The organism is Glutamicibacter arilaitensis, assembly GCF_044793945.1.
Taxonomy (GTDB): domain Bacteria; phylum Actinomycetota; class Actinomycetes; order Actinomycetales; family Micrococcaceae; genus Glutamicibacter; species Glutamicibacter arilaitensis_B.
The window spans coordinates 1,144,011-1,156,743 of record NZ_CP084994.1 but is presented as its reverse complement, the minus strand read 5'-3'; the positions used below and the strand labels follow the sequence as shown (position 1 = coordinate 1,156,743).

Below are 12,733 nucleotides of genomic sequence, written 5' to 3'. Positions count from 1 at the left end.
AACCGGTTATGCATCAAACCTAATAAATATGCATAAGCTGTCTGGTATTTCCTCATTTCAAGGGTTTCAACTCACCCGGCCCGCACCCTTCAGATCTAGACTAGTTACTAGAAGCCGACAGCAATATGGCAAGGGACAAAGATTGGAAGCGCATCGCATGAAACAGCAGAGCATACTCGTCTCCCACGCAGGTGGGCCTGAAGTTCTGGAGCTCGGCGAAACCAAAATTCCCACCCCCCGCGAGGGGCAAGTGCTGGTCAAGGTCGAAGCGACCGGTGTGAACTTCATCGAAACCTACCAGCGCTCGGGAATCTACGCCGTTCGCTATCCATTCACCCCGGGCAGCGAATTCTCCGGCACCGTCACGCAGATCGGCAAGAACGTGCGCCATTTGAAGGTCGGCGACCGGGTCGCCACCGCCAGCGGCGAAAAGGGCTACGCCCAGTACACGGTGGTCAACGAGTCCGAGCTGGGCAAGGTCCCGGACAAGGTCGACCTGCGTTTGGCCGCGGCGCTGCCCCTGCAAGGCATGACCTCGCACTACCTGACGCATTCGAGCTACCTGGTGCGTTCGGGCGATGTCATTCTCACCTACGCCGGCGCCGGTGGAGTGGGACTGCTGCTCACGCAGATCTTGAAGATGAAGGGCGCCACCGTCATCACTACCGCTTCCACGCAGGAGAAGAAGGATCTGGCCCGTGCCGCCGGAGCCGACCACGTGGTGGATTATGACCAGGTCGAAGCCACCGTGGACAAGGTCACCAACGGGGTGGGCGTGCACGCGGTCTACGACGGCATCGGCAAAGACACTTTCGAAACCTCGCTGAAGGTGCTCAAGCGCCGCGGCACGCTGGTGCTCTTTGGCGGGGCCAGCGGCCAGGTGCCTCCCTTCGACCTGCAGCGCTTGAATGCGGGCGGGTCGCTGACCGTCACCCGGCCGAAACTCGCGGATTTCCTGGCCACCGATGAGGAACGGGCCTGGCGCTTCGGCGACGTCTTCGGCTGGGCCGCCACTGGGGACCTGGATGTCCGCGTCGGGCAGAAATTCGCGTTGGCCGACGCCGGTGATGCACATCGAGCGCTGGAATCGCGCAAAACCACCGGCAAGGTGCTGCTCGTGCCCTAGCGCTCTTCTCCACTAGACCAAGACGTACCGCCCTTGCCGGGCGGTAGAGTCGCGCTGCACTGCGACGAAGCGCCGCCAGCACATTTGAAGCTGCAGGTCATCCCGCGCTTAACGATGGGCATTTGCACATCATGCCGGGCAATGTTCTGGAGAAGGACCGGGTCCAGGTCGATACCGAGCCTCTGCGCGGCCAGCTGTCCTAGCTAATCATCTATAGGGCTTCCGATGACCAACAATTGGCGGCCTTGCAGGGCCTGAGCGTGATAGCCCATGGGAAGGTGAATCATGCCCATTACCTGGACATAGCTAGCTTGCTGAGTGAGTATTCACGCCAGTTCGCTGCGGCCATCTAATTAGTAACCTTCTATTCCGAGGCGGATGTCGGGCAGCTAGCGTGCCAGTCGCTGGCTGCCAGAGCGAAGTTGTTCTGGGTTCATGTGCAGGTCGGGGCTTAACTTCACTGCGTAAGTTGTTAGATGACGTTTTGCAGGCGCTGCCATACTTCCTCAAAACGGTAGTGAACCACTGCGGCAACGGACCGTACCCGGGACAGTTATCGGGGATCGGGCCCATCGAGAAGCTCGTCGAATGCTATCTGCAGATGGTGCGTGTCATCGTCTTTGCTGGGTTTCTGGTCTACACCCAGTTCGTACAGCCAGTCGCGGTGCATCCGCTCCTCCTGGCATCTACATGGATGCCAGCGTGGTCGGCACGGTTATTATGCAGATCACCAACCCGCTGCCCGATAGCTACCCGGAGCAGGTGACCGGGCTGGACAGGTGTCATCGACTGTCGTTCTAGGTCTCAGGTAGAGACCTGAACCGATAGCCCGATGCGGAGTCTAGTGGAACCAATAGCTTCCATTACTTTGTCGTGAAGGTCCGGCCTGAGAAGTAGGTCGGTTCCAACGACCGCTGGTTCAAGCGGCTCGTAGCTCCCGACATGAACTGGAAAAGAACTCCATTGTCTGCAGACGAGGGCCGGCCCACTATCGTCTATGAGCATCAATCGGTTCGACGGAGATTCTGGCCAGAGTCCAAGGAGTGCACTAAGTTCGATGTGTGGGGCCAAGAGGAACGGGTGGAGCCCAGGCGCCGCATCAGTATGAGGGGAGCCAAAAGTGGTATCAAAATCCAGAAGCGCAACAAGGGGTCTTGCAAGGGCAGTGAGATTGGCGTGCGCCTGCGCTCGGTGAAGTGCCGGTTCGAGGTCTGTGGCCCGATTACTCCAGATTGTGGGGTTCGACCCAACGAATGGCAGATTCCGTCCTCTCGGCTCACCGTTAGTCGATTCCAGTCCTGTGGCGATCATGAAGCGACGGGCAGGCCGGTCCGGATGTTTACTGGCGAAAGTGCGTTGCCGCTCCAAAAGTCCAAGTTGCACCCAGTTCTTATATGGGAATTCAGCGCAGCGAGGTAGTTCAGTTAACGAAATTTCTTTCTTCCGTTGAAGAGTCACAGCTTCAGTTGGCGGCCATATATACGCGTTGTCGTTGAGCCATGGGACCGCTGGGATTGTCCACGAGAGTGTAGAGGGTCGAGTTGGCGGACGTGGGACGCGTGCAGCTTCGCTTCGAATTGCCCATGTTGCTGTTGATGCAAGCCATAGTGTCGCGGCTTGTTCGAAAGGGAGCGCATCGATGGTAAACCCTTCGTCCGCTATGGCAGTACGGATGCCAGCAGCTGCCTCTTGGAGATTAGTTTCGAGCGCTTCCTGGTGTGCGTAGTACGCTTGGGGGCGGTCGTAGTCTCGAGGCTTCAGTTGTTTGACTTGGTTGTTGAATCGATCGACGACCTCGTCGTATATATTGGCTATGCGGGTCTCAACCGCATCTCGTAGGCCGGGTGGGTGCCGTGCTAGTTCGAGACGTTGTCCCAGAAATTCTTTTACTGTCTCTTTAGCGAACTCTCGGGCGTTCTTAGTCATGAGTCATCCATCGATTGGTTAATAGCGCGGCGTATCGAACCGTCGGGATGTGTCGCTGGAACGTTCGGAACGGGGTAACCATGTTGTGCCAGGATTTGACCGGCCAGAGTGCGCACTGACAAGCGGTTGGTAGTTGCAAGTGCGGTCAGCTTATCCTTTAGGTCGTCGGTGAGATTTCCGTACCGCAAATGATCATGTACCGTTTCGAGGACCCACGTGATGCGCCCTGCGTCTAGATTGGCTTCAATCACTGGAATCACAGCAAACTGAGCGAGCTGTGGTCTGCATGCGATAAGCAGTGTTAGTGCAAGAAGTGCAGTTCGGATATCTTCCGTCTTGGGTTGGCAGATGGTGGCGATGGCGAGGGAGGCGAGGGCACTGTCCAACTCGCCGTGCGGGTCTGGTGCCAGGGTCGGGGTATAGCGAGGGCCAGTTCTGTTTACGGTTCCTGGTAACCGTTGTTCGAGGATGTCGAAGGCGGTATTCCAAATCTGGTCTGCGGTGCCAGCGGTGCCTTGAGCAGGTGCGGCTGCGAATGCCGCGACTACAGCCTCAGTAATACCGAAGACTCCGTACCCTTCAGTGGCGACGTTGTAGCCGATGGCTGCTGCGAGTGTATCATCGGCAGTGTCTGCGTCGAGGACGCGGGCTTGTTTCCAAAGCTCGATGCGTTCGCGACCGGCGAAGGTTTGCCATCCGCCGCCGCCCCTGATGCGGGTGTAGGCGACGACGTGTGCGTAGCTAGCGACTTGATCGAGCTCGGGAATTGTCCCGTCGCAACATCGTGCGAGCCCTTCCACAATGACGGCGAGCAGCTCGTCGACGCTTGTGAAGTGTAGTTCGCGAGTGACTGCGTCGAGAACTTTCATTCCACCCTGAGCACCGTCGATGCTGGTAGCTTCGAGGATGCGCCAGCCGATGGCACTGATGAGTGCGTCGCGGTCGAATCTAATGGTTTTCTGGTCCGCTTGGTATCTCTTGTCTTGGTAATCCCGTGCGGCGAGAGCTGCGCCTTGAGCACCGGATCCGAACGTTGGGCGTTGTGATTTCTCAAGAATTTCGAGCAACGATTCGGAGCCACGGTGAGGGCTGCTAAGTGGAGTCTCGGAGAGGTTGTTTTCTTCACGAGGTTCATAGAGCGGGAAGTCGGGTCCGCCTAAGGCCTGGACGGCAGCTACTAGCTCAAGTGGCGCGGTACTGGTTGGTAGGTCACTGACGTACACGAGTGCTTGGTTGTCGTAGCTGGCGGCGACCTGATTCGCGAAAATCACGAGGGCTCTGTCACTTTGAACTGACAGACCAACTTCAGCTTGGAGCCGTTTGAGAAGTACCAGATCGGTGTCTTGTTGTCGCCATTCTGGTCCAGTAGTTAGGCGGAGTGCTGCGAGAACGATAGGGTCGGCGCTCTCGGCGTAAGTTTCCAGAAGTTGGATGTGTGTGGTGTGCACATGGAAGTCCTCATATCCGTAATCACGGATAAGGGTATTCGCCGAGTTCAGCGCTGCTGCTATTGGATCGAGTTCAGCGGCTCGTCGCCACCAAGTGGCAGGGGCATGGTTGGTTCCACGTCCATCGCTATGGTCAGCAGCTAGATAGGCGGCATCTTGGACACGTGCTAGAGCTGCACGTGCTGAATCGAGATCGATCGCCCCGATATCCGCAGTTGCTTCGATGAATTCGTAAATCGTTGGGTCCTTATGTCCATCATATGCGCAAAGTAGGGCGGCGGCACGGCCCCAGCAGGCCTGGGCTTCAAGCTGGTCCCCCGCATCAAGGCAGATGCGTGCGGTTGCCATCTCGAAGTCGGCCGTTACTGAGTACATGGTATTGGCATCGTAGCGGTTATGCCTGACCTCGGACATCAGTTTATGGATGGGTTCTATGCCCATGCGATCGGCTAATCGGCTCAAGATGGCGAGAAGGTCGTTGGTTGCAAGCGGTCCTCCTTCCGCCATACCCATAAGGGAAGCCGTCGTTTTATCGCCAATTGTCGTGAGAAAGGCGAGGACCTCGCCAAGGTCGTGAGGGAGAACGACAGCGAGGGCTCGTTCGATGACTTCGTGAATTAGGTGGCGAATAGACCAGAGGTCGACGGCACGAGGACGGCCAGTGAACGGCTCAGCCTCGATTGCTAGCTGCTCCAGCGCAACTCTAACCGCGGTCGATGCTGTATCAGGCGTTGTCGCACCGTTGGAAGAGTCCTCATCCAGACCGACTGTTGCAACGGCGAACCGAAGCCATGCGCGGTAAAAACCAGGACCACTGATGTCACTGCCGATGATAAGGACGATGTTCGGATCGGTTTCGTGTGCGATACGTAGGAGGTTGAGCCAACGACGGACGTGTTCCGGGCGTTCGGTCATGAGATCGGAAAGCAGTTTTTTCGTGGCATTGCGTAGTTCGGATTGTAAGTCCGACAGTGCTAGCAGCGCTACGAGTTCGCTTGCAGGAATTCCATGGTCGAGGTACTCATTGATGTATGCCTCTGGTGCTCGTGTAGCGGCTTCGCGGGCAATCTCCGTCGCGTCCGGGAGGTTGAAAGAGCCTGTGGCAGCAAGTTCAGCAAGGGTAATAAGGACGGTGGCCGCGTTCTTCTCAACTGTCATCTCGCGCGCTGTATCAAGAAGGTCTTCAGCAGGAACTGCGCAGGCAAAAACTTCGACGAGTTGGCCTAGATGTGGTTTGGCATCATGTCCGTCAAAGTGCTTAGCGAGCTCGGTTTTGTCGATGGTACGGCCGGCGTCGAACCGCTGGCGAAGGTGGCCGAGCTGTTCGGAGAGGTGAAGATTCGCGTCGCTTTCTGCACCGTAGCTTACGTTGTCATTCTTAGCTTCCTGTATACGAGCACTCAAGTAGGCGTCCCAGGGTGCCGGAGCGCCGGCTCGGTCGACCGCTTCGCACAGATTTAGGCCCCAGCGGGCAGGAAATGTCGCGCGGCTCTCATATATGAGACGTTCAGCGACGGTATCGGCGCTGATGAGGCGGACGACCACATCAGCGTACTGAACTAGGGTATCGGGCAACGATTCGTTTTCGTAAACACTGACTGCGCGAATTGCCTCCACACAGGTGATGAGAGTCTTCCAGTCACGGCGGTTCTGAGCTTCAGTGGCGACGGTCGCGAGTACGTGTTTGATAGCTTCGGGTGGCTGCAGTTGCGCGATTGCATTGCTGACAAAGTCGCGGTCGATTAGTGCGACGAGTTCTTCGTGCTGACCTAGATCGGCTAGGAGCTGAGGGAGATTGCGAAAAGACCGTGTGTCATTGAAGAAACCTCGACTGCGAAGCCAGGCGGCTGCGCACTTCCGGATATGGTTTGACCATGCTTCAGGTTTGCCGCGACGTATGAACCGGCTAAGGCTTTCGTGATGGACTTTAAGTCCCCCAGCTCCAGGGAGCGAGACCAGAACAGGGGCGAGTGTTGCGAGTGCTTCTTCTAGGCCAAGTGCAAAGGCAGGAATGACCTGGCCCAATTCTTCTTTGGTAAGCGCAAAGTCGCAGATGGCGAGTGCGCCGATCGCTTGGAGTTCTCCATCTGTAAGACCGTTAAGGAGATGCTGGTAGTAGGTGTCGATGTCGTTGGCAGTGTCGGGTACTTGCTGGAGTCGTTCGATGGCCTCTGCGACGGTGACAGGGGCGGACAACGGTTGGCCGAGGAGGGATGCGCCTATTGCGTGGCGGCAGAGGTAGGTCGCGTACAACGCGTTCCCATGAGAGCGTTCCGCGAGCAGACTGACGATTGTCTGCCGGTTACTCACTGTGATCGGTAGGCCTGTTTTGGTGTCTTTTAGCACCCCGTGGCGCGCGGCGAGTGTAGCTAGTTCGTCGGTTGACATACGTGGCACTTGCAGTGGCATGCCACTTGCCGGCCTAGCACCGTCCAAGTGCATTCCCGGTTGGCTGGCTAAAAGAAGACAAGTACCTTCGGGGAGATCGATGCTCGCGAGCTGCTCGACCATGGCTCGCGCAGGGTCTGCGATTCCTCCCCCGATGTTGCGTCCGCGTACTCTGTCGATGTGGTCAAGCCCGTCGACAATGAGAAGAATTTGCTTACCCTGGTGCTTGCTTCGGCATGCGAGCAGAGCCTTGGCAAGCGTTTCAGCAGTAGCAGCAAATCGGGGGCGGACGCCTGCTATGGCCTCAGGGGCCTTGATTTCGAGCTGTTTGAGAAGGCTGCCGATGACTACATCGCCAAGAACCCGTTGGTTTCGATCTGTATCTGTCTCTCCGAGCCAGCAGTGATGTCGGGCTACGATCCAATCGCTGGCATGGTAATTGTCGGCGATTTGCTGGCTGAGCCAGGATTTGCCAGCGCCAGGTTCGCCGACAAGAACCACTCGGCCGCCTCGTTGTGCCACACTATCGATTTGGCTCTTGAGTGTGGCAACTGCTCCTTCGCGTTCTACCGCGAAAACAGGTTCTGTAGGACTCCCATCGCGGACAGCTCCGAAGTCTGTCGTTAGACGCACTTCGGGGGCGATCGATGCGCGAGTGATATTGCCGTTGGTAGCCCTAGCCTTAGTAGCCGCGTGGACCAGCGTCAGTGCGATTTCCTCGGGTGACCTATTGATATTCGGAGGTCGTCCAGCGCCGAGTTCCACAGCGACTCGCTGTATGAGCGCAGCTTCCGCTGGACCGGGTTCGTGGAAGCTGAGGGAGGCGGTGGGTGCATCCGTGTCGATAATAAGTCTGCCGCAGCCGCGGCGGACTTCTTGATCCGTAAGGCTCGACAGCAAGTTATTCCACTGCGTCAACTGTTTAAGTTTATCGGGGGAGAACTTGTATCGCCGTGTATTAATGCCAGGCAGTGGGTCTCCAGGGTCCTCAGACGGGTCTACCGTCTCGAGCACGCCAGCGAGGTTGGCGTCAGGTTGCCCGTCCCGTACGACCACTCGATAGGTGGTATCCGGATTTGAATCAAGATCCGAGAGCAATGAACGCAGGATTAGATCGAGACGCAGGTGACGCTTATCAGCCGTAAAAGTGGCCTGCGATAATTCACGGTCGATGGTCGTGTGTTTAATCTGGAACCGGACACGACGGCCATCGGTGTAGGCGATGGTCGTGTCGTCAAACCGGTCACCATTGAAGTCTTTTAGATCGACTTTGATCGATACAGCTGCACCGAGGAGGAGATCAACAAACGCGTTACCGGTCACGATGTCTTGGTATGCATATCCATGGTGGGTCGGCCGCAGGTTCATTATGCATCTCCGTCCAGGGCATCGAGCCTTTCTCCATCCCGCAATAAACTCTACCGGGCTGGCTGTGAAACACGAGGACCTCTCGCCGGCAACTAATCAGCATGATGCCGAGCAACGACTTCCCGAGCCGATGTCCGTCGAAAGAACCAGAATACCCAAGGCCCGTTCACCACAAAGTGTATTTCTAGTCTTGTGTGCTTCATCAAGGAATAGGGAACCATCCGTTAGTTCGTAGAGTACTCGATACATCGCGGCCGAAGTATGGCCGATCACGTCGAACTTTACGAACTTAAGTTCGCCACCCATATCCGGAAATCACGACATCAGGAATGCTGGCACCGAGAACGCACGCGGGACGGTGTGATCCCAGTGACCAATTGACCCTTCAACTTCCCGGTAACCGGTCCGAGGGTATTTAATGGGTTATGGACGCCGCAACGTCCGATCCCCTCCAGGATCCGTACCCCCTTTTCCGAGAGTTCACTCCCCCTGAGCGCTCGATCCACTTGTGCATGACACTTTAGTGAAGGGACGGATCCGCCAATCATGGACTCCGTAAATAGTTCAACCACCGAGGAACCTGGGCTCTACTCACCCCAGTTCCCCTCCGGCGCGCTAGCTCCTGCCGAGCGCACCCTGATCCAAATTCTGCAGGCCACCGCCACGGCGCATCCCGACGCGCCGGCCATTGACGACGGCGAACGCAGCGAAAGCTATGCGGAGCTGATCGAAGAGGTCAAGTCGAAAGCCCGCGCTTTGCATGAGCACGGGCTCGGTGCCGGAGACAGAATTGGCGTGCGCGTCCCCTCGGGAACCCGCCAGCTCTACGAATGGATCCTCGCGATTCTCTGGGTCGGCGCCGCCTATGTGCCGGTTGATGCAGACGATCCGGACGAACGGGCGAAGGTGGTGTTCACCGAGGCCGAGGTCGCCGGCATCGTGAAGGGCCTGGACGAGATCGTGGTTTCCGCCGATCGCCCCACCCCTTTCCCGAACCCCCGCGCACCGCAGCTGGATGACGACGCGTGGATCATCTTCACCTCCGGCTCCACCGGCAAGCCCAAGGGCGTGGCAGTCTCCCATCGTTCGGCCGCCGCCTTTGTGGATGCCGAAGCACTCATGTTCCTTCCCGAAGACCCGCTGAACACCTCGGACCGCGTACTGGCCGGGCTGTCGGTGGCCTTCGATGCGTCCTGCGAAGAGATGTGGATCGCCTGGCGCAACGGCTCCTGCCTGGTGCCCGCTCCCCGGGCGCTGGTGCGCAGCGGCATGGATCTGGGCCCCTGGCTGATTTCCCGCTCGATTACCGCGGTTTCCACGGTGCCCACGCTCGCCGCCCTGTGGCCGGCGCAGGCATTGGAATCCGTGCGCCTGCTGATCTTCGGCGGCGAAGCCTGCCCTCCGGAGCTTGCCGGACGCCTGGCCACCGAGGGCCGCGAAGTGTGGAACACCTATGGTCCAACCGAAGCCACCGTGGTTGCCTGCGGCGCCACCATGGACGGCAGCATCCCGGTCCGCATCGGCCTCCCGCTGGCCGGCTGGGACCTGGCGGTCGTGGACGCCGAGGGGATCCCCGTCGCCGAGGGCGAAACCGGTGAGCTGATCATCGGCGGTGTGGGCTTGGCCCGCTATCTGGACCCGGAAAAGGACGCCGAAAAGTACGCGCCCATGCCCACCCTGGGCTGGGACCGCGCCTACCGCTCGGGCGACGTGGTCGTCAATGACCACCTGGGACTGATCTTCATCGGCCGCGTGGACGACCAGGTGAAAATCGGCGGACGGCGCATCGAACTGGGCGAAATCGACGCCGCACTGAACTCGCTCGACGGCGTGTCCAGCGCCGCGGTGGCGGTGCGCGAAACCAATACCGGAAATAAGATGCTGGTCGGATATCTGGCCGCCGACGCGGACTACGACCTGAATGCCGCCCGCACCGAACTGCTCAAGGATCTGCCCGCGGCGATGGTGCCGCTGCTGACCCTGGTGGACACCATGCCGATGAAAACCAGTGGCAAGGTGGACCGCAACGCGCTGCCTTGGCCCTTGGCCGGGGCAGCCGCCGAGCAGTCCGGCGAGGAATTGACCGGGCTCGATGAGACCGGTGACTTTGTCGCCCAGGCATGGCAGGGCGCGCTGGGCATGGCGGCCTCCAGCGCGGATTCGGATTTCTTCGGTTCCGGCGGCGGCTCGCTCTCGGCAGCCCAATTGGTCTCCGCGCTGCGCGCCCGCTACCCGGACCTGACCGTTGCCGAACTCTACGACTACCCGCGCTTCGGCGCGTTGGTGGAATTCCTCGGCGGGCAGCAGGTCAACGACGAGGTCATCGAGCCTCGCATCGTCAAGCGCACCAAGCGCATCACCCAAATCACCCAGACTCTGCTCGCGGTGCCATTGTTCATCCTTTCGGGCTTGCGCTGGTTCACCTACCTGATGCTCGGGCATTGGTTCCTGCTCAGCGTGGGAATCCTCGAAGCCCAGCTGCCGATCCCGTGGTACTCGATCGTGGCCTCCTGGCTGATCTTCGTCACCCCGGCCGGGCGCATGTGCCTGTCGATCGTGGCAAGCAAGCTCTTGCTGCGCGGCCTGAAGCCGGGAACCTATCAGCGTTCGGGCTCGATGCACCTGCGCCTGTGGCTGGCGCAGCACATCTCCGACGTGGTGGATCCGATTTCCCTAGCCAGCGCGCCGCTGCTGCCTTGGTACGCGCGCATGCTGGGCGCGAATATCGACAAAACCGCCACCATGCACACCCTGCCTCCAGTGACCGGAATGCTGACCGTCGGACCGGGAGCCACCTTGGAACCCGAGGTCGACGTCTCCGGCTACTGGATCGACGGCGACAAGGTGCATGTGGGACATGTGAGCGTCGGGGACTTCGCCTCCGTCGGCGCCCGCTCCACGTTGGTTCCCGGCGCCGTGGTTGCCGCGCACACCATCGTGGAAACCGGCTCCGCCATCTACGGCGAAACCCGCGAGAACTCACGCTATGCCGGGTCCCCGGCCGCCCGCGAGGGACGCGCCAAACCACGCTGGCCCGAAGAAATCCCGTCCTACCGGATCCTTCCGCGCGTGCTGGGTGCGGCCGGTTCGGTGCTGCTGAACCTCTTGCAGTGGTTGCCGGTGGTTTTGGCCGTGTTGGCGGTCACTCCGTTGCTGCGTGCCGAGGATTCGCTGACCTCGATCGGCTGGAAGTTCATCCCGGCGGTGCTGCTTGCCGCACTGGTGTGGTTCGTGTCCATGATGGCGCTGATCATTATCGAGGTGCGGTTGCTGTCCATCGGCCTGGTCGAGGGCTGGCATCCGGTGACCTCCCGGGTCGGTTGGCAGGCGTGGGCGACCGAACGCGTGCTGGATACCGCCCGCGATGTGCTCTTCCCGCTCTACGCTTCATTGTTCACCCCGGTCTGGCTGCGGCTGCTCGGCGCGAAGGTCGGCCGTGACGTGGAGATCTCCACGGTGCTGCTGATCCCGAAGATGACTACCATCGCTTCGGGCGCGTTTTTGGCCGATGACACCATGGTCGCCTCCTATGAATTGGGCGGCGGCTGGATGCACATCGCCCCGGTGCGCGTGGGCAAAAAGGCGTTCCTCGGCAACTCCGGCATCTTGCATGCCGGCCGCCGGGTGCCTAAGCGTTCACTGATTGCGGTGCTTTCGGCAACCCCGCGCAAGATGAAGGCCGGAACTTCCTGGATCGGCTCTCCCCCGCATAAGCTGCGCCGCACCACGGTGGATGCTGAATCCGAGCGCACCTACCGGCCGCCGATGAAGCTCAAGGTCATGCGCGCGGCCTGGGAGCTGTCCCGTTGCCTGGCAGTATTCACCACGGTCGGCATCGCCGCCGGTGTGCTCTGGGCGCTGTCCGCGCTGGCTACCCATGTGAACCCGCTGTCCGCCGCGCTGCTTTCCGGAGCGGTGCTGGTCTTGGCCGGAGCTCTGGCCGCGTTGACCGCGCTGGCCGCCAAATGGCTGGTGGTCGGAGTGATCCGCCCGGGCGAGCATACGCTGTGGAGCTCGTTCATCTGGCGCACCGAAATGGTTGACTCCTTTGTGGAGCTGGTGTGCGCCCAGTGGTTCGCGCGCCTGGCCTCCGGCACTCCGGCGTTGGTCTGGTTCCTGCGCGCGCAGGGAGCAAAGATCGGGCATGGGGTGTGGTGCGAAAGCTACTGGTTCCCCGAGGCCGATTTGGTCACCTTGGAAGATCACGCAACGGTAAACCGCGGCAGCGTATTGCAAACCCACCTGTTCCACGACCGCATCATGTCCATTGACTCGGTCACTCTCGGAGCCGGGGCTACGCTCGGCCCGCACAGCGTCATCCTGCCGGCCGCGAAGATCTCCGATGGCACCACCACCGGACCGGCTTCGCTGGTGCTGCGCGGCGAGGTGCTGCCAGCAAATACCTACTGGCGTGGCAATCCGGCGGTACGCTGGAACATCACGACCGACGAATCACAGACAGTATAGGACCGCGCCG

3 protein-coding genes are annotated in these 12,733 nt (G+C 59.7%); 2 read left to right on the top strand and 1 reads right to left on the bottom strand.

The window, feature by feature from the left end:
• The first annotated feature begins 157 nt into the window (after positions 1-157).
• Positions 158-1,126 carry a quinone oxidoreductase family protein gene (locus tag LG294_RS05380; RefSeq protein WP_404290236.1) on the top strand — a complete coding sequence of 323 codons (969 nt, stop codon included), beginning with the start codon at positions 158-160 and terminating at the stop codon, positions 1,124-1,126.
• A 1,922-nt stretch (positions 1,127-3,048) separates the two neighbouring features.
• On the opposite strand, the gene LG294_RS05375 is transcribed toward LG294_RS05380, so the two are convergent.
• Complete coding sequence (locus tag LG294_RS05375) at positions 3,049-8,256, bottom strand: ATP-binding protein (RefSeq protein WP_404290234.1); 5,208 nt, start codon at positions 8,254-8,256, stop codon at positions 3,049-3,051.
• Positions 8,257-8,802: 546 nt separating this feature from the next.
• On the opposite strand from LG294_RS05375, the gene LG294_RS05370 reads away from it, so the two are divergent.
• The gene (locus tag LG294_RS05370; RefSeq protein WP_404290232.1) at positions 8,803-12,723 is read left to right on the top strand and encodes a Pls/PosA family non-ribosomal peptide synthetase; all 3,921 of its coding nucleotides are present in this window, start codon (positions 8,803-8,805) and stop codon (positions 12,721-12,723) included.
• Positions 12,724-12,733: the final 10 nt, after the last annotated feature.

Bases quoted from the DNA above. Each gene is read 5' to 3' on its own strand.
- LG294_RS05380 (WP_404290236.1), top strand. From the start codon at position 158: ATGAAACAGCAGAGCATACTCGTCTCCCACGCAGGTGGGCCTGAAGTT.
- LG294_RS05370 (WP_404290232.1), top strand. From the start codon at position 8,803: ATGGACTCCGTAAATAGTTCAACCACCGAGGAACCTGGGCTCTACTCA.
- LG294_RS05375 (WP_404290234.1), bottom strand. From the start codon at position 8,256: ATGAACCTGCGGCCGACCCACCATGGATATGCATACCAAGACATCGTG.